Source organism: Stutzerimonas stutzeri (genome assembly GCF_002890915.1).
Taxonomy (GTDB): domain Bacteria; phylum Pseudomonadota; class Gammaproteobacteria; order Pseudomonadales; family Pseudomonadaceae; genus Stutzerimonas; species Stutzerimonas stutzeri_AF.
This window is the reverse complement of sequence record NZ_POUT01000009.1, coordinates 180429-197033: the sequence shown is the minus strand read 5'-3', so window position 1 is coordinate 197033 and position 16605 is coordinate 180429. Positions and strand designations below refer to the sequence as shown.

Annotated in this window: 17 protein-coding genes; 13 read left to right on the top strand and 4 right to left on the bottom strand. The window is 64.8% G+C overall.

The genetic code is table 11. From position 1 onward, the window contains the following. Window position 1 precedes the first annotated feature (1 nt). The 4 genes from CXK94_RS16670 to CXK94_RS16655 all read left to right on the top strand — a co-directional run bounded on the left by CXK94_RS16670 (window position 2) and on the right by CXK94_RS16655 (window position 6635). Window positions 2–1099, top strand: coding sequence for an amino acid ABC transporter permease (locus tag CXK94_RS16670; protein ID WP_037038598.1), 1098 nt, complete (start codon window positions 2–4; stop codon window positions 1097–1099). A 9-nt stretch (window positions 1100–1108) separates the two neighbouring features. Further along, window positions 1109–1876, top strand: a complete 768-nt coding sequence (locus CXK94_RS16665; RefSeq protein WP_037038601.1) for an amino acid ABC transporter ATP-binding protein — start codon at window positions 1109–1111, stop codon at window positions 1874–1876. 331 nt (window positions 1877–2207) lie between these two features. Next, window positions 2208–6104 (top strand): phosphoribosylformylglycinamidine synthase, encoded by a 3897-nt coding sequence (gene purL, locus CXK94_RS16660; RefSeq protein ID WP_102895167.1) that lies wholly within the window; start codon window positions 2208–2210, stop codon window positions 6102–6104. A gap of 213 nt (window positions 6105–6317) precedes the next feature. Next, window positions 6318–6635, top strand: a complete 318-nt coding sequence (locus CXK94_RS16655) for a YqfO family protein (RefSeq protein ID WP_037038603.1) — start codon at window positions 6318–6320, stop codon at window positions 6633–6635. A gap of 174 nt (window positions 6636–6809) precedes the next feature. Here the strand turns inward: CXK94_RS16655 and CXK94_RS16650 are convergent, their stop codons facing one another. Continuing rightward, window positions 6810–7313: a L,D-transpeptidase family protein gene (locus CXK94_RS16650; protein ID WP_037038605.1), complete on the bottom strand. Its 504-nt coding sequence runs from the start codon at window positions 7311–7313 to the stop codon at window positions 6810–6812. Between the two features lie 26 nt (window positions 7314–7339). Further along, window positions 7340–7888, bottom strand: a complete 549-nt coding sequence (locus tag CXK94_RS16645; RefSeq protein WP_037038607.1) for an NUDIX hydrolase — start codon at window positions 7886–7888, stop codon at window positions 7340–7342. A gap of 175 nt (window positions 7889–8063) precedes the next feature. Between CXK94_RS16645 and CXK94_RS16640 the strand changes: the two genes are divergently transcribed. The 4 genes from CXK94_RS16640 to purT all read left to right on the top strand — a co-directional run bounded on the left by CXK94_RS16640 (window position 8064) and on the right by purT (window position 10684). Further along, a complete protein-coding gene (locus CXK94_RS16640) occupies window positions 8064–8681 on the top strand; it encodes a CoA pyrophosphatase (RefSeq protein ID WP_037038611.1) in 618 nt (205 codons plus the stop codon). 67 nt (window positions 8682–8748) lie between these two features. Further along, window positions 8749–9270, top strand: a complete 522-nt coding sequence (locus CXK94_RS16635; RefSeq protein ID WP_102895166.1) for a gamma carbonic anhydrase family protein — start codon at window positions 8749–8751, stop codon at window positions 9268–9270. Beyond that, entirely contained in the window at window positions 9267–9458 is a 192-nt protein-coding gene (locus CXK94_RS16630; protein WP_102895165.1) for a DUF1289 domain-containing protein, read from the top strand. Before CXK94_RS16635 ends, CXK94_RS16630 begins: the two co-directional genes overlap by 4 nt. A 44-nt stretch (window positions 9459–9502) precedes the next feature. Next, window positions 9503–10684 carry a formate-dependent phosphoribosylglycinamide formyltransferase gene (gene purT, locus CXK94_RS16625; protein WP_102895164.1) on the top strand — a complete coding sequence of 394 codons (1182 nt, stop codon included), beginning with the start codon at window positions 9503–9505 and terminating at the stop codon, window positions 10682–10684. Window positions 10685–10718: 34 nt separating this feature from the next. Here purT and CXK94_RS16620 read toward each other — a convergent pair whose 3' ends face one another. Further along, complete coding sequence (locus CXK94_RS16620) at window positions 10719–12005, bottom strand: HlyC/CorC family transporter (protein ID WP_102895163.1); 1287 nt, start codon at window positions 12003–12005, stop codon at window positions 10719–10721. A 17-nt stretch (window positions 12006–12022) separates the two neighbouring features. After that, complete coding sequence (locus tag CXK94_RS16615) at window positions 12023–12823, bottom strand: cytochrome C assembly family protein (RefSeq protein WP_037038620.1); 801 nt, start codon at window positions 12821–12823, stop codon at window positions 12023–12025. Window positions 12824–13059: 236 nt separating this feature from the next. Here CXK94_RS16615 and ffh point away from each other — a divergent pair, with 236 nt between their 5' ends. The 5 genes from ffh to rplS all read left to right on the top strand — a co-directional run bounded on the left by ffh (window position 13060) and on the right by rplS (window position 16581). Further along, complete coding sequence (ffh, locus tag CXK94_RS16610; protein ID WP_102895162.1) at window positions 13060–14436, top strand: signal recognition particle protein; 1377 nt, start codon at window positions 13060–13062, stop codon at window positions 14434–14436. 201 nt (window positions 14437–14637) lie between these two features. Further along, window positions 14638–14889 (top strand): 30S ribosomal protein S16, encoded by a 252-nt coding sequence (rpsP, locus tag CXK94_RS16605; protein WP_102895161.1) that lies wholly within the window; start codon window positions 14638–14640, stop codon window positions 14887–14889. 5 nt (window positions 14890–14894) lie between these two features. After that, window positions 14895–15431: a ribosome maturation factor RimM gene (gene rimM / locus CXK94_RS16600; RefSeq protein ID WP_102895160.1), complete on the top strand. Its 537-nt coding sequence runs from the start codon at window positions 14895–14897 to the stop codon at window positions 15429–15431. A 4-nt stretch (window positions 15432–15435) separates the two neighbouring features. Beyond that, the gene (gene trmD, locus CXK94_RS16595) at window positions 15436–16188 is read left to right on the top strand and encodes a tRNA (guanosine(37)-N1)-methyltransferase TrmD (protein ID WP_102895159.1); all 753 of its coding nucleotides are present in this window, start codon (window positions 15436–15438) and stop codon (window positions 16186–16188) included. Window positions 16189–16230: 42 nt separating this feature from the next. Further along, complete coding sequence (gene rplS / locus CXK94_RS16590; RefSeq protein WP_102895158.1) at window positions 16231–16581, top strand: 50S ribosomal protein L19; 351 nt, start codon at window positions 16231–16233, stop codon at window positions 16579–16581. The last annotated feature ends 24 nt before the right edge of the window (window positions 16582–16605 follow it).

The following is a 16605-nucleotide window of genomic DNA, read 5'->3' as shown; positions in this document are numbered from 1 at the left end:
CATGACTCTGCATACCTTCAAGCCCGACCTGCCACCACCGACGATCAGCATCGGTGCCCTCGGCTGGCTGCGGGCCAACCTGTTTTCCAGCTGGTTCAATACCCTGCTGACGCTGCTGGGGCTGTACCTGGTCTGGCTGATCCTGCCGCCGGTGCTGGAGTGGGCGATCTTCAAGGCCGACTGGAGCGGGGAAACTCGCGCCGACTGCAGCCGCGAGGGCGCCTGCTGGGTATTCGTGCAGGTCCGCTTCGGCCAGTTCATGTACGGCTTCTACCCGACCGAACTGCGTTGGCGCGTGGATGCCGCGGCCTGGCTGGCGATCATCGGCGCCGCGCCGTTGTTCCTGCGGCAGATGCCGCACAAGCTGCGCTACGGCCTGGGCTACCTGCTGGCCTATCCGTTGCTGGCCTACTGGCTGCTGCACGGCGGCTTCTTTGGCCTGCAGACGGTGTCCACCAGCCAGTGGGGCGGCCTGATGCTGACCGTGGTGATCGCCGCGGTGGGCATCGCCGGAGCGCTGCCACTGGGCATCCTGCTGGCGCTGGGGCGGCGCTCGGACATGCCGGCGATCCGCGTGCTCTGCGTGACCTTCATCGAGTTCTGGCGCGGCGTACCGCTGATCACCGTGCTGTTCATGTCGTCGGTGATGCTGCCGTTGTTCCTGCCCGAGGGCATGAACCTCGACAAGCTGCTGCGGGCGATGCTGATGGTGGTGTTCTTCGAGGCCGCCTATATCGCCGAGGTGGTGCGCGGCGGCCTGCAGGCGATCCCCAAGGGCCAGTACGAGGCCGCGGCGGCGATGGGGCTGGGCTACTGGCGCAGCACGCTGCTGGTGATCCTGCCGCAGGCGCTGAAGCTGGTGATCCCGGGCATCGTCAACACCTTCATCGCCCTGTTCAAGGACACCAGCCTGGTGATCATCATCGGCCTGTTCGACTTCCTCAACAGTATCAAGCGCGCCACTGCGGACCCGGCCTGGTTGGGCATGTCCACCGAGGGCTACGTGTTCGCCGCGCTGGTGTACTGGATGTTCTGTTTCGGCATGTCCCGCTACTCGATGCGCCTGGAGCGCAAGCTGGACACTGGCCACAAGCGTTAGGAGCTTCATATGAACGAGACCAGCAGACAACCCGAGCAAGCGAGCGGGCCGATCATCCAGATGCAGGGCGTGCACAAGTGGTTCGGCCAGTTCCACGTGCTCAAGGACATCAACCTGAGCGTGCGCCAGGGCGAGCGCATCGTGCTCTGCGGCCCCTCCGGCTCCGGCAAATCCACCACCATCCGCTGCCTCAACCGGCTGGAGGAGCACCAGCAGGGGCGTATCGTCATCAACGGCGTGGAACTGACCAACAATCTCAAGCAGATCGAGGCGATCCGCAGTGAAGTCGGCATGGTCTTCCAGCATTTCAATCTGTTCCCGCACCTGACCGTGCTGCAGAACTGCACGCTGGCGCCGATGTGGGTGCGCAAGTTGCCACGGCGCCAGGCCGAGGAGATCGCCATGCACTACCTGGAGCGCGTGCGCATTCCGGAGCAGGCCGGCAAGTTCCCCGGCCAGCTCTCCGGTGGCCAGCAGCAGCGGGTGGCGATCGCCCGCGCGCTGTGCATGAAGCCGAAGATCATGCTGTTCGACGAGCCTACCTCGGCGCTCGACCCGGAAATGGTCAAGGAAGTGCTCGACACCATGATCGGTCTCGCCGAGAGCGGCATGACCATGCTCTGCGTGACCCACGAGATGGGCTTCGCCCGCACGGTGGCCGACCGGGTGATCTTCATGGACAAGGGCGAGATCGTCGAGCAGGCCGAGCCGGAGACGTTCTTCAACAACCCGGTCAACGACAGGACCAAGCTGTTCCTCAGCCAGATATTGCATTAAGGGCAGCTTGAAGCCGGAAGCCTGGAGCTGGAAGAAAAAAGCGGGAAAGTGCTTGGCGAGACTTTGGTGTCGGCCCGCACACTGTTTTCCAGCTTCCAGCTTCCAGCTTCCAGCTTCCAGCTTCCAGCTTCCAGCTTCCAGCTTCCAGCTTCCAGCTTCCAGCTTCCAGCTTCCAGCTGTAGGCCGGGTCACGCTTCACCGACCCGGCGAGCAGAGCCACGGTGGATGTAAAAAGCGACATCCACCCTACGCCAGCTTCCAGTGCCCTTCGGCTGCCGTCATGAGCTAGAATACGCGGCCCGACTGCTCCCCCTCCGAGGCTGTTCCGACGATGTTGATCCTGCGCGGCGCTCCCGCTCTTTCCGCCTTCCGTCACGGCAAGCTCCTGGCACAACTGACCGAGAAGGTCCCCGCGGTGAGCGGGTTGTATGCCGAGTTCGCTCATTTCGCCGAGGTATCCGGCGCGCTTGGCGTCGATGAGCAGCACGTGCTGGCCCGTCTGCTGAAGTACGGCCCCAGCGTACCGGTGCAGGAACCCGCCGGCCGGCTGTTCCTGGTGGTACCGCGCTTCGGCACCATCTCGCCCTGGTCGAGCAAGGCCAGCGACATCGCCCGCAACTGCGGCCTGGACAAGATCCAGCGCCTGGAGCGCGGCATCGCCTACTACGTGCAGGGCGATATCGCCGACGCCGACGTGCCGCTGGTCGCCGCCGCGCTGCACGACCGCATGACCCAGCTGGTACTGGGCCGCTTCGAGGAAGCCGCCAACCTGTTCAGCCATGCCGAGCCCCGGCCGCTCACCGCCGTGGACGTGCTCGGCGGCGGCCGCGTCGCGCTGGAGCGGGCCAACGTCGAGCTGGGCCTGGCCCTGGCCGAGGACGAGATCGACTACCTGGTGCAGGCCTTCACCGGCCTGGGACGCAACCCGCACGACATCGAGCTGATGATGTTCGCCCAGGCCAACTCCGAGCATTGCCGGCACAAGATCTTCAACGCCAGCTGGGACATCGACGGCGAGAGCCAGGACAAGTCCCTGTTCGGCATGATCAAGAACACCTACCAGTTGCACAACGAAGGCGTGCTGTCGGCCTACAAGGACAACGCCGCGGTGATCGTCGGCCACCCGGCCGGGCGCTTCTACCCGAATCCCGCAACCGGCGAGTACGCGGCGAGCCAGGAGCCGGTGCACATCCTGATGAAGGTGGAAACCCACAACCACCCGACCGCCATCGCCCCGTTCCCCGGTGCCTCCACCGGCTCCGGCGGCGAGATCCGCGACGAGGGCGCCACCGGCCGCGGCGCCAAGCCCAAGGCCGGCCTGACCGGCTTCACCGTCTCCAACCTGAACATTCCCGGTTTCGAGCAGCCCTGGGAAAAGCCCTACGGCAAGCCGGAGCGCATCGTCACGCCGCTGGACATCATGATCGAAGGCCCGCTGGGCGGCGCCGCGTTCAACAACGAGTTCGGCCGTCCAGCGCTGACCGGCTATTTCCGCACCTTCGAGCAGGCGGTCGAGACTCCGCGCGGCGACGAGGTGCGCGGCTACCACAAGCCGATCATGCTCGCCGGCGGCATGGGCAACATCCGCGAAGACCATGTGCAGAAGGGCGAAATCTCGGTTGGCGGCAAGCTGATCGTGCTCGGCGGCCCGGCCATGCTGATCGGCCTGGGCGGCGGTGCGGCTTCTTCCATGGCCACCGGCACCAGCTCGGCGGACCTGGACTTCGCCTCGGTGCAGCGCGACAACCCGGAAATGGAGCGCCGTTGCCAGGAGGTCATCGACCGCTGCTGGCAGCTGGGCGAGCAGAACCCGATCAAGTTCATCCATGACGTCGGCGCCGGCGGCCTGTCCAACGCCTTCCCGGAGCTGGTCAACGATGGCGGCCGCGGCGGGCGCTTCGAGCTGCGCAACGTCCCCAACGACGAACCGGGCATGGCGCCGCTGGAAATCTGGTGCAACGAGTCCCAGGAGCGCTACGTGCTCTCGGTCGACGCTGCCGATTTCGAGCGCTTCAAGGCCATCTGCGAGCGCGAGCGCTGCCCGTTCGCGGTGGTCGGCGAGGCCACCGAAGAGCCGCACCTGACCGTCGCCGACAGCCATTTCGGCAACAAGCCGGTGGACATGCCGCTCAACGTGCTGCTCGGCAAGGCGCCGCGCATGCACCGCAGCGCCAGCCGCGAAGCCGAGCTGGGCGATGACTTCAAGGCCGCCTCGGTCTACCTCGACGATGCCGTGTCGCGCGTGCTGCGCCACCCGGCCGTGGCCAGCAAGAGCTTCCTGATCACCATCGGTGACCGTAGCATCACCGGCCAGGTGGCGCGCGACCAGATGGTCGGTCCCTGGCAGGTGCCGGTGGCCGACTGCGCGGTGACCGCCACCAGCTACGACGTGCATACCGGCGAAGCCATGGCGATGGGCGAGCGCACCCCGCTGGCGTTGCTCGATGCCCCGGCGTCCGGGCGCATGGCCATCGGCGAGACGCTGACCAACCTCGCCGCCGCGCGCATCGAGAAGATTTCCGACATCAAGCTGTCGGCCAACTGGATGGCCGCCGCTGGCCACCCCGGCGAGGACGCGCGGCTGTACGACACCGTGCGCGCCGTCGGCATGGAGCTCTGCCCGCAACTGGGCATCACCATCCCGGTGGGCAAGGACTCGATGTCGATGAAGACCCGCTGGCAGGATGGCGATGCGGAGAAGAGCGTGACCTCGCCGCTGTCGCTGATCGTGTCCGGCTTCGCCCCGGTCGTCGACATCCGCCAGACGCTGACCCCGCAGCTGCGCCTGGACAAGGGCGCCACCGACCTGATCCTGATCGACCTCGGCCGCGGCCAGAACCGCATGGGCGCCTCGATCCTCGCCCAGGTCTACGGCAAGCTCGGCCGCCAGGCGCCGGATGTCGACGATGCCGAGGACCTGCAGGCGTTCTTCGCCGTGATCCAGGGGCTGAATGCCGACGGCCTGCTGCTGGCCTACCACGACCGTTCCGACGGCGGCCTGCTGACCACCGTTCTGGAAATGGCCTTCGCCGGCCATTGCGGCCTGAACCTGAGCCTGGACGGGCTGCTGGACGACGCCGACGACATCCCGGCCGTGCTCTTCAACGAGGAGCTGGGCGCGGTCATCCAGGTGCGCCAGGACGACACCGAAATCGTCCTTGCGCAGTTCAGCGCGGCCGGCCTCGGCGATTGCGTCGCGGTGATCGGCCAGCCGGCCAACAATGGCTATGTGTCGGTGCGGCTCGACGGGAATGACGTCTTCAGTGGCGATCGCCGCCTGCTGCAGCGCCAGTGGGCCGAGACCAGCTACCAGATCCAGCGCCTGCGCGACAACGCCGAGTGCGCCGACCAGGAATTCGACGCGCTGCTGGAGGAAGACAATCCGGGCCTGAGCGCCAAGCTCAGCTTCGACGTCAACCAGGACGTCGCCGCACCCTACATCAAGCGCGGCGCCCGCCCGCAGGTGGCGGTGCTGCGCGAGCAGGGCGTCAACGGCCAGGTGGAGATGGCGGCGGCGTTCGACCGCGCCGGCTTTAGCGCGATCGACGTGCACATGAGCGACATCCTTTCCGGCCGTGTCAGCCTGGATGCGTTCAAGGGCCTCGTCGCCTGTGGCGGCTTCTCCTACGGCGACGTGCTCGGCGCCGGCGAGGGCTGGGCCAAGTCGATCCTGTTCAACGCCCGTGCCCGCGACGGCTTCCAGGCCTTCTTCGAGCGCAACGACAGCTTCGCCCTCGGCGTGTGCAACGGCTGCCAGATGATGAGCAACCTGCATGAGCTGATCCCGGGCAGCGAGTCCTGGCCGCACTTCGTGCGCAACCGTTCGGAGCAGTTCGAGGCGCGCGTGGCGATGGTCCAGGTGCAGGATTCGCCGTCGATCTTCCTCCAGGGCATGGCCGGTTCGCGCCTGCCGATCGCCATCGCCCACGGCGAGGGGCATGCCGAATTCGAAAGCGAGGAAGCCCTGCTGCAGGCCGACCTGTCCGGCAGCGTGGCGCTGCGCTATGTCGACAACCACGGCAAGGTCACCGAGCGCTACCCGGCCAACCCGAACGGCTCGCCGCGCGGCATCACCGGCCTCACCAGTCGCGACGGCCGCGTGACCATCATGATGCCGCACCCGGAGCGGGTGTTCCGCGCCGTGACCAACTCCTGGCGCCCGGACGAGTGGCAGGAGGATGGCGGTTGGATGCGCATGTTCCGCAATGCGCGAGTGTGGGTGGGTTGATCGGCTGAAACCCGGCTCGTTCCCCGCAGGCCCGCTGATGCGACGTATCAGCGGGCCTTTTCAATTCGCCCATGCGCTGCCCGTGAACCGGCCCCGGTTGCCGATGTCTCAGTTTTGATTTGCAACACTTTTTGCCGTGAGCGTAAATGGCAAAATGCCATCTCATTCTTGCTCGATGCGCTAGCGCCGGGTTTCTTCCGCACGGAGAGGTCGATGTACAAGCTGTGTTTCTATGTTCCGGAAAGCCATCTGGAAGCAGTCAAGAAAGCAGTCTTCGCCGCTGGGGCTGGCCGCATCGGTGCCTATGACAGCTGCTGCTGGCAAGTGCTCGGGCAGGGGCAATACCGCCCGCTGGAAGGCAGCCAGCCGTTTCTGGGCCAGTTGGGGCAGGTGCAGCACGTGGCCGAATGGAAGGTGGAAATGGTCGTCGCCGACGAACTGATCCACGACAGCGTCAAGGCGATGAAGAAGGCGCATCCCTACGAAACGCCAGCCTTCGATGTATGGCGGCTGTCGGACATGCAATTCTGAGCGACGGCGTCGCAACATGCAGGAACCCGATCGGAGCGGACCGATCGGGTTTTTTTCTTGTGCTTCAGGCGGCGACGTTCAGCTTCACCTGAGTAGGGGCAGGCTTCGTGGGCGGTGGCTACCAGCGCCTCGGCTTTTTTCGGCAAAAAGCAACCAGTGGCCCGCTGCTTCGGGCTACGGGCGAATCTCGATCAGGGTGCCGTCCTTGACCAGTGTCCAGATTTCGCGCATGTCGTCGTTCGTCAGCGCGATGCAGCCCTCGGTCCAGTCCAGGGTGTGGAAGAACCACTCCGGATATTCCTCGTCCCGCGGGGTACCGTGGAGCATGATCATGCTGCCGGGGGTTACGCCTTGTTCCTGGGCGCGGGCGAGGTCGCGGGCATTGGGATAGGAGATGTGCATGGCCAGGTTGTACTTGTCGCTGGTCTTGCGCCAGTCCACCCAGTAGAAGCCCTCCGGCGTGCGCTGATCGCCTTCGCGCAGCTTCGCCCCCCGGGGCTGCTTGCCCAGCGAGACACGGTAGCTTTTCAGGGCCTGGCCGCGGCTGATCAGGTGCAACTGCCGCTCCGACTTGATCACCAGGATCTTGTCGATGGATGTTTCTTCCAGGCTGGGCGTCGCGTTGGCGTGGGAGAGCGCGGTGAAGGTAAGACAGAAAAGGGCGAACAGCCAACGCATCGAGGCTTTTCCTGAAGTGGACTGCATCAGACCTGTGTTTTGCGCATGGGAGGCATGGCCTCGTTGCGTACCGGGAAGGTCTGCTGCACCCGGTCGGCAAAGAAGCATTCTAGGGTACGGCCGATGGTCGGAAAAGCCAGCTCGGACCAAGGGATGTCCTGTTGTTGGAAGAGCCTCACTTCCAGGCTCTCGTCGCCGGCGCAGAAGTCCAGGTCGACCAGTTCGGCACGGAAGAACATGTACACCTGGTTGATGTGCGGCAGGTCGAACAGCGTATACAGCTGCAGGTTCCGGACCCTGGCACAGGCTTCCTCCAGGGTTTCGCGCTGCGCGGCCTGCTGCAGGGTTTCGCCGTTCTCCATGAAGCCGGCTGGCAGGGTCCAGTAGCCAAGGCGTGGTTCGATCGCGCGTCGGCAGAGCAGGATGCGGTCTTCCCAGACGGGCACGCAGCCGGCGACGATACGCGGATTCTGATAGTGCACGGTCTGGCAGCTGTCGCAGACGAAGCGCGGTCGGTTGTCGCCGTCGGGAATGCGCACAAGCACCGGGCTGCCGCACAGGTTGCAGAATTTCATGGACGATTCCTGTGGCCTCTGGCGAATCTTGGTTCGTGCGTGGCGATTCGGCAAGGCGCGTCGCGGCCGGCGTTGGCTGAAGATGTCATGCCGGGGTCGATAGGTTTCCGGGGAGGCCTTGGGCGGTTGCGCCTTTCATGCCATGATTCCGGTCAAAGACGAAACGAGAATATTCATGCTGGAGACAATACTCCAACGGGTGCGCGACTATTCCCCGCATCTCCTGGAGCCGGAGGGGCGCTTGCCCGAAGCGGCCGTGCTGATGCCGATCACGCGCAGCGAGTCGCCGGAGCTGGTGCTGACGCTACGCGCTGCCGGCTTGTCCACCCATGGCGGAGAAGTGGCCTTTCCCGGTGGACGGCGCGATCCGGAAGACCGCGACCTGCTGCAGACCGCTTTGCGCGAGGCCGAGGAAGAGGTGGGCCTGGCACCGGGAATGGTCGAGGTGGTCGGCCCGCTGAGCAGCCTGGTTTCGGTGCATGGCATCCACGTCACGCCATACGTGGGGCTGGTTCCGGATTACGTCGAGTACCGGGCCAACGATGCCGAGATCGCCTCGGTATTCTCGGTACCGCTGAGCTTCTTCTGCCAGGACCCGCGCGAGGTCACCCATCGCATCGATTACCTGGGGCAGAGCTGGTACATCCCTTCCTACCGTTATGGCGAATACCAGATATGGGGGCTGACGGCGATCATGATCGTCGAGCTGGTCAACCTGGTATACGACGCCGGTATCGAAATGCGCCGCGCGCCGGACTCCTTCATCGACCTGTCCGGCCGCGGCAAGCCCTGAGCGGCGCCATGCCGAGGCGTTTTCCGGTCTGCCGGCGTTCCATTCATCTGAGAGAGAGGTCCGCTTTGTGAAATATCGTCTGGGAGAGTCGCGTGTCGAGGCCCATCCGCAGAGCTGGGTCGCGCCCAATGCCACGCTGGTGGGCAAGGTCCGCCTGGATGCGGGCGCCAGTGTCTGGTTCGGCGCGGTGCTGCGCGGGGACAACGAGCTGATCCATATCGGCGAGAACAGCAACGTCCAGGATGGCAGCGTGATGCACACCGACATGGGCCACCCGCTGACGTTGGGAACGGGGGTGACCGTCGGTCACAACGCCATGCTGCACGGTTGCACTGTGGGTGACTACAGCCTGATCGGCATCAATGCCGTGGTGCTCAATGGCGCGAAGATCGGCAAGCACTGCATCGTCGGCGCCAACACCCTGATCGCCGAGGGCAAGGAAATTCCCGATGGCTCGTTGGTGGTGGGCTCGCCCGGCAAGGTGGTGCGCGAGCTGAGCGAGGAGCAGAAGAAGATGCTCGAAGCCAGTGCGGCCCATTACGTGCACAACGCCCAGCGCTACGCCCGTGACCTGGAGCGCGATGAGTGACCGCCGCGGATAAACCGGTTGCTTCGCCCTGCGTCAGCCTCTGTGCGCTGGACGAGGACGATGTCTGCGTGGGTTGCCAGCGCAGCGCCGACGAGATCCGGCGCTGGGGGCTGATGGATGACCAGGAGCGCCGCGAAGTGCTGCGGCGCTGCAGCGAGCGGGCCCGTCTCGGCGGCCTGCTGATGTGAGGCGTACTGCGCGCCCGGCTTTACTTCAGAAAACGAGGAATCCCATGCCACGAATAGGCACCCCGCTGTCCGCCAGCGCCACCCGTATCCTGCTCTGTGGCTGCGGCGAGCTCGGCAAGGAACTGGTCATCGAACTGCAACGCCTGGGCGTGGAGGTGATTGCCGTCGACCGCTACGCCAACGCGCCGGCCATGCAGGTCGCGCATCGCAGCCACGTGATCGACATGCTCGACGGCGCCGCGCTGCGGGCGGTGATCGAACAGGAGCGGCCGCATTGCATCGTGCCGGAGATCGAGGCGATCGCCACCGCCACGCTGGTGGAGCTGGAGGGCGAGGGCTATACGGTGATTCCCACCGCCCGCGCGGCGCAGTTGACGATGAACCGCGAAGGCATCCGGCGCCTGGCGGCCGAGGAGCTCGGCCTGCCGACGTCGCCCTATCGGTTCGCCGATTCGCTGGAGGAATGCCGCGCCGCGACGCAGGCGCTGGGCTTTCCGTGCCTGGTCAAGCCGGTGATGAGCTCCTCCGGCAAGGGCCAGTCGGTGCTGCGCAGCGCCGCCGATGTCGAGGCGGCCTGGGATTATGCCCAGGCCGGTGGACGGGCAGGCCGAGGGCGGGTCATCGTCGAGGGCTTCATCGACTTCGATTACGAAATCACCCTGCTGACCGTGCGCCATGCGGGCGGCACCAGCTTTTGCGAGCCGGTCGGGCACCGCCAGGAGAAGGGCGATTACCAGGAGTCCTGGCAGCCCCAGCTCATGGCCCCGGCGGCCATGGCGGAGGCGAGGCGGATCGCGCTGGCGGTCACCGATGCGCTGGGTGGGCGTGGCATCTTCGGCGTCGAGCTGTTCGTCAAGGGCGACCGGGTGTGGTTCTGCGAGATCTCGCCGCGGCCGCACGATACCGGGCTGGTGACCCTGGTTTCCCAGGACCTGTCGGAGTTCGCGCTGCATGCACGGGCGATCCTCGGCCTGCCGATCCCGGCGATTCGCCAGCTCGGCCCGGCCGCTTCGGCGGTGATCCTGGTGGAGGGTGAGTCGAGCGAGGTGAGCTTCGGCAACCTGGCCGCTGCGCTGGGCGAGCCGGATACCGCATTGCGCCTGTTCGGCAAGCCGGGCGTCAGCGGGCAGCGGCGCATGGGCGTGGCGCTGGCACGGGACGTATCGATCGAAGCGGCGCGGGAGAAGGCGCTGCGGGCAGCAGGGGCGGTGCAGGTTCGGCTTTGATCGGGGGGGGAGTCGGCGGTCATGCCGGCTCCCGTCACTCCGCTTCCCGTTCGTCCGTCCGGGTGTCGCCGATGGTCCAGGCACGCACGCTCTTAACGCGATTGTCGGCCGCCTGGAGGATCTCCAGGCGGTAGTCGCCGATCTGCAGGCAGATGCCGCTGTCGGGAATATGCTCCAGCGCCTCGGTGATCAGGCCGTTGAGGGTCTTCGGGCCGTCGCAGGGCAGTTTCCAGCCCAGTGCGCGGTTCACTTCGCGAATGTAGGCGGCGCCATCGATGACCAGCGTGCCGTCGTCCTGCGGGTGAATGTCCGGGCTGCGCAGGGCGTCCTGGTTGCTGAATTCACCGACGATCTCCTCGAGGATGTCTTCCAGCGTGACGACGCCGCGCACGTCGCCGTATTCGTCGACGACGATGCCGATCCGGCGCTTCTGCTTCTGGAAATTCAGCAGCTGGGTGGAGAGCGGCGTGTTTTCCGGCACGAAGTAGGGGGCGCTGCAGGCCTCGAGCAGGCTGTCCTTGGTCAGCTGATCGTGGCTGAGCAGGCGGGCGATCTGTCGCATGTGGACGATGCCCTCGATCTGGTTGATGTCGTTGCGGAACACCGGCAGGCGCGTGTGAGGGGTGGTGCGCAGCTGGCTGACGATCGATTCCAGGTCGTCGTCGAGGTCGATGCCGGTGACCTCGTTGCGCGGAATCATGATGTCGTCGACCGTGACGCGCTCGAGGTCGAGAATGCCCAGCAGCATGCTCTGGCGGTTCAGCGGCAGGTCGCTGCCGGATTCGCGTACCACGCTGCGCAGCTCCTCGGTGGAAAGGCTGTCGCTGCCCTTGTTGGAGAGATCGAGGCCCAGCAGCCTGAGCAGGCCGTTGCTCACCCAGCTGAGCAGGGCGACCAGCGGATAAAGAACCTTCTGCAGCAGCTTCAATGGCAGGCTGACCGGATAGGCGACGATCTCCGGGCGCAGCGCCGCGAGGGTCTTGGGCGTGATCTCGCCGAAGATCAGCAGGATCACCGTCAGGCCGATGGTGGCGATGGCGATGCCCGCCTCGCCCCACAGTTGCATGGCCAGCACGGTGGCGATGGAGGAGGCGAGGATGTTGACGAAGTTGTTGCCGAGCAGGATGGTGCCCAGCAGGCGATCCGGGTGGGCCAGCAGCTCGCTGGCGCGTCGCGCGGCCCGATGCCCTTCCTTGGCCTGGTGGCGCAGGCGATAGCGGTTGAGGCTGAGCATGCCGGTCTCGGAACTGGAGAAGAACGCCGAGCACAACAGCAGAAAGACCAGCAGTCCGACCAGAAAGCCGGGATGTAGATTTTCCACGAGTGAGCCTGTTCGGGTCAGATGTGCAGGATGAATTCGCGGACCAGCTTGCTGCCGAAATACGCCAGCATCAGCAGGCAGAAACCGGCCAGCGTCCAACGGATGGCCTTGTAGCCACGCCAGCCGAGCTGGTGCCGTCCCCACAGCAGCAGGCCGAAGACGACCCAGGCGATGACCGAAAGCAGCGTCTTGTGGACCAGATGCTGGGCGAAAAGGTCATCGAGAAACAGCCAGCCCGAGAGCAGCGAGGCGGACAGCAGTATCCAGCCGGCCCAGAGGAAGCCGAACAGCAGGCTTTCCATGGTCTGCAGTGGCGGGAAGTTGCGGATCAGGCCCGAGGGATGCTTGTGCTTGAGGTGGTGGTCCTGCAGCAGCAGCAGCAGGGCCTGGAACACGGCGATGGTCAACATGCCGTAGGCCAGGATCGACAACAGGATGTGCGCGAGTATGCCGGGTGCTTCGGCGATCGCCGGCGCCGTGCCGGAGGGCGCGAACTGGGCGAAGAGTACGGTCAGGCAGCCCAGCGGGAACAGCAGCAGCAACAGGTTCTCCACTGGCATCCGGTACAGCGCCAGGAGGATCAGCAGGATGACTGCGGCGGCGATCAGGCTGGAGGCGGTGAAGAAGTCGAGATGCAGGCCGCTTGGCGACAGCAGCTGGATGAAGAGGCTGAAACTGTGGGCGAGCAGCGCGAGTACGCCGATGACGAGCAGCAGGCGTTTGTCCGGCACGGCGCGTTGCGCCAGACGCAAACTTTGGTAACCCGTGACGCCGGCGTAGAGGGCGGCGGCGGCAAGGCTGGGTAACAGAGGGTGCATAAGTTCTGGTAACGAGCTCGAAAGGCCGTGAGTGTGGCACAAAGACTGGAGCCGCAAAAGCGGCTGCTGGGGTCTGTTTCGCCTACTTGCGACACTTCGCCCCGGCCCGGTCGCCTTCCGGGGCGGATGTGACGAGGCCGTGCTTGCTGGACGAAAAGCATTGCCGGCGGGGTACCGGCCTGGCCCGTCCACCTTCTATAATCGCGCCCTTCAGCACATCCAGCGTGGAATGGCTCATGTTCGAAAACCTAACCGATCGCCTCTCACAAACGCTTCGCCATGTCACCGGCAAGGCCAAGCTGACCGAGGACAACATCAAGGACACCCTGCGCGAGGTGCGAATGGCCCTGCTCGAGGCCGATGTCGCGCTGCCGGTGGTCAAGGAGTTTGTCAACAGGGTCAAGGAGCGCGCCGTCGGCACCGAGGTCTCGAAGAGCCTGACGCCTGGCCAGGCGTTCGTGAAGATCGTGCGCGCCGAGCTGGAAGAATTGATGGGGGCGGCCAACGAGGACCTCGCGCTGAATGCCGCGCCGCCGGCGGTGGTGCTCATGGCCGGCTTGCAGGGTGCGGGCAAGACCACCACGGTCGGCAAGCTGGCGCGCTTCCTCAAGGAGCGCAAGAAAAAAACGGTGTTGGTGGTCTCCGCCGACGTTTATCGCCCGGCGGCGATCAAGCAGCTGGAAACCCTGGCCGCTGAAGTGGGGGTGACCTTCTTCCCTTCGGACATCAGCCAGCAGCCGGTGGAGATCGCCCAGGCAGCGATCCGCGAGGCCAAGCTGAAATTCATCGACGTGGTGCTGGTCGATACCGCCGGTCGCCTGGCCATCGATGCCGAGATGATGGCCGAGATCCAGGCCGTGCATGCGGCGATCAAGCCTGTCGAGACACTGTTCGTGGTCGATGCCATGACCGGCCAGGATGCCGCCAACACCGCCCGCGCGTTCGGCGAGGCGCTGCCGCTGACCGGCGTGGTGCTGACCAAGGTCGATGGCGATGCCCGTGGCGGTGCCGCGCTGTCGGTGCGCCATGTCACCGGCAAGCCGATCAAGTTCCTCGGCATGGGCGAGAAGAGCGACGCGCTGGAGCCCTTCCACCCGGACCGGATCGCCTCGCGCATCCTCGGCATGGGCGACGTGCTGAGCCTGATCGAACAGGCCGAGCAGACCCTCGACCGCGAGAAGGCCGAGAAGCTCACCAAGAAGCTGAAGAAGGGCAAGGGCTTCGATCTCGAGGACTTCCGCGACCAGTTGCAGCAGATGAAGAACATGGGCGGCCTCGGCGGGCTGATGGACAAGCTGCCGTCCATCGGCGGGGTCAACCTGTCGCAGATGGGGCATGCCCAGGGCGCGGCGGAGAAGCAGTTCAAGCAGATGGAAGCCATCATCAACTCGATGACCCCGGCCGAGCGACGCAACCCGGACATCATCAGCGGCTCGCGCAAGCGCCGCATCGCCATGGGTTCCGGCACCCAGGTGCAGGACATCGGCCGGCTGATCAAGCAGCACAAGCAGATGCAGAAGATGATGAAGAAAGTCACCGGCAAGGGCGGCATGGCCAGGATGATGCGCGGCATGGGCGGCATGTTCCCGGGCGGCGGGATGCCGAAGTTCTAGAAAAACGGCCTCAGGCTGCAAGTCGTAAGCTTCAAGAAAGAGCGGACAAGCGCTTGGTGGCGCTTCGTTGTCCGCTCGGACCCTGATTCGCTTCCAGCTTGCAGCCTTCCTCTTTTACTCGTAAAATGCGCGGCCTTTCGGGCCCAGGCCCATTTTAAGTGTGTGCCTTAAGTTAGCACCGACTACAGGAACGATGTTCACATGGTAACTATTCGTCTCGCCCGTGGCGGCTCCAAGAAGCGCCCTTTCTACCACCTGACCGTGACCAACAGCCGCAATGCGCGTGATGGTCGCTTCGTCGAGCGCATCGGTTTCTTCAATCCGATCGCCACCGGTGCGGAAGTGAAGCTCTCCGTCAACCAGGAGCGCGCTGCCTATTGGCTGAGCCAGGGTGCACAGCCGTCTGAGCGCGTTGCTCAGCTGCTGAAGGAAGCTGCCAAGGCTGCTGCCTGAATCGCATGAACGCAGCCTCTGCTCCGGTCGATGAGCTGATCGTCATCGGCAAGATCGTTTCGGTGCATGGCGTGCGCGGTGACGTGAAGGTCTATTCCTTTACCGATCCGATCGACAATCTGCTGGATTATCGCCGCTGGACGCTGAGGCGAGGCGACGAGGTCAAGCAGGTCGAGTTGGTCAAGGGGCGCCTCCAGGGCAAGATCCTGGTGGCAACGCTCAGGGGCTTGAATGATCGCGAAGTGGCGCGTACCTACGCCGACTTCGATATCTGCGTCCCGCGTAGCGATCTGCCCGCCTTGGTCGACGGTGAGTACTACTGGTATCAGCTCCAGGGTTTGAAGGTGATCAACCAATCCGCGCAACTGCTCGGCCAGGTCGACCACCTGCTGGAAACCGGAGCCAACGACGTCCTGGTGGTCAAGCCCTGCGCTGGAAGCCTGGACGATCGTGAGCGACTGCTGCCTTACACCGATCAATGCGTATTGAAGATCGATCTGGACGCAGGCGAGATGCAGGTCGATTGGGATGCGGATTTCTGACGGCATGGCCGCTTTGCGTGTTGAAGTCATCAGTCTCTTCCCGGAGATGTTCGCGGCGATACGCGACTTCGGGATTACCAGTCGTGCCGTGAAGCAGGGGTTGTTGCAGCTCAATTGCTGGAATCCCAGGAGCTACACCGAAGACCGTCACCAGACGGTGGACGACCGCCCGTTCGGCGGAGGTCCCGGCATGGTGATGAAGATCGAACCGCTGGAGCGCGCGCTGGCCGATGCCAAGCGGGCCGCTGGCGAGACGGCGAAGGTGATCTACCTGTCGCCGCAAGGGCGTCAGCTGAAACAGGCTGGCGTTCGCGAGCTGGCGAAGGAGGAGGCGCTGATCCTCATTGCTGGCCGCTACGAAGGTATCGACGAGCGCTTCATCGAGGCGCACGTGGATGAGGAATGGTCGATCGGCGACTACGTATTGTCCGGTGGCGAGCTGCCGGCGATGGTGCTGATCGATGCCGTGACCAGGTTGCTTCCGGGTGCTCTGGGTCATGCTGATTCCGCCGAGGAGGATTCGTTTACCGACGGCCTGCTCGACTGCCCGCATTACACGCGACCGGAAGTGTATGCGGATAAATGTGTTCCTGAGGTGCTGCTTAGCGGCAACCATGAACACATCCGGCGCTGGCGCTTGCAGCAGTCCCTTGGAAGGACCTGGGAGCGCAGGGCCGATCTTCTGGATAGCCGCTCGCTTTCTGGAGAAGAACAGAAGCTGCTGGCGGAATACATCCGTCAGCGGGACGATAGTTAACGTATCGATGGCAACCCGGTGGGTTGGCCTTAGGAGCACAGCATGACCAACAAGATCATTCAGCAGCTCGAAGCCGAGCAGATGAACAAGGAAATCCCGTCGTTCGCCCCGGGCGACACCGTGATCGTCCAGGTGAAGGTGAAGGAAGGCGACCGTCAGCGTCTGCAGGCCTTCGAAGGCGTGGTGATCGGCAAGCGCAACCGCGGCCTGAACAGCGCCTTCACCGTGCGCAAGATCTCCAACGGCGTGGGCGTGGAGCGTACCTTCCAGAGCTACAGCCCGATGGTCGACAGCATCAGCGTCAAGCGTCGCGGCGACGTGCGCAAGGCCAAGCTGTACTACCTCCGCGCGCTGTCCGGCAAGGCCGCCCGCATCAAGGAAAAGCTGGTCTGAGGATCGCCCCTCGGAACAGGAAAA

Excerpts from the sequence above, each read along its gene's own strand:
- CXK94_RS16670 (WP_037038598.1), top strand. The coding sequence starts at position 2 with ATGACTCTGCATACCTTCAAGCCCGACCTGCCACCACCGACGATCAGC.
- CXK94_RS16665 (WP_037038601.1), top strand. The coding sequence starts at position 1,109 with ATGAACGAGACCAGCAGACAACCCGAGCAAGCGAGCGGGCCGATCATC.
- purL (WP_102895167.1), top strand. The coding sequence starts at position 2,208 with ATGTTGATCCTGCGCGGCGCTCCCGCTCTTTCCGCCTTCCGTCACGGC.
- CXK94_RS16655 (WP_037038603.1), top strand. The coding sequence starts at position 6,318 with ATGTACAAGCTGTGTTTCTATGTTCCGGAAAGCCATCTGGAAGCAGTC.
- CXK94_RS16650 (WP_037038605.1), bottom strand. The coding sequence starts at position 7,313 with ATGCGTTGGCTGTTCGCCCTTTTCTGTCTTACCTTCACCGCGCTCTCC.
- CXK94_RS16645 (WP_037038607.1), bottom strand. The coding sequence starts at position 7,888 with ATGAAATTCTGCAACCTGTGCGGCAGCCCGGTGCTTGTGCGCATTCCC.
- CXK94_RS16640 (WP_037038611.1), top strand. The coding sequence starts at position 8,064 with ATGCTGGAGACAATACTCCAACGGGTGCGCGACTATTCCCCGCATCTC.
- purT (WP_102895164.1), top strand. The coding sequence starts at position 9,503 with ATGCCACGAATAGGCACCCCGCTGTCCGCCAGCGCCACCCGTATCCTG.
- CXK94_RS16615 (WP_037038620.1), bottom strand. The coding sequence starts at position 12,823 with ATGCACCCTCTGTTACCCAGCCTTGCCGCCGCCGCCCTCTACGCCGGC.
- ffh (WP_102895162.1), top strand. The coding sequence starts at position 13,060 with ATGTTCGAAAACCTAACCGATCGCCTCTCACAAACGCTTCGCCATGTC.
- rpsP (WP_102895161.1), top strand. The coding sequence starts at position 14,638 with ATGGTAACTATTCGTCTCGCCCGTGGCGGCTCCAAGAAGCGCCCTTTC.
- rimM (WP_102895160.1), top strand. The coding sequence starts at position 14,895 with ATGAACGCAGCCTCTGCTCCGGTCGATGAGCTGATCGTCATCGGCAAG.
- trmD (WP_102895159.1), top strand. The coding sequence starts at position 15,436 with ATGGCCGCTTTGCGTGTTGAAGTCATCAGTCTCTTCCCGGAGATGTTC.
- rplS (WP_102895158.1), top strand. The coding sequence starts at position 16,231 with ATGACCAACAAGATCATTCAGCAGCTCGAAGCCGAGCAGATGAACAAG.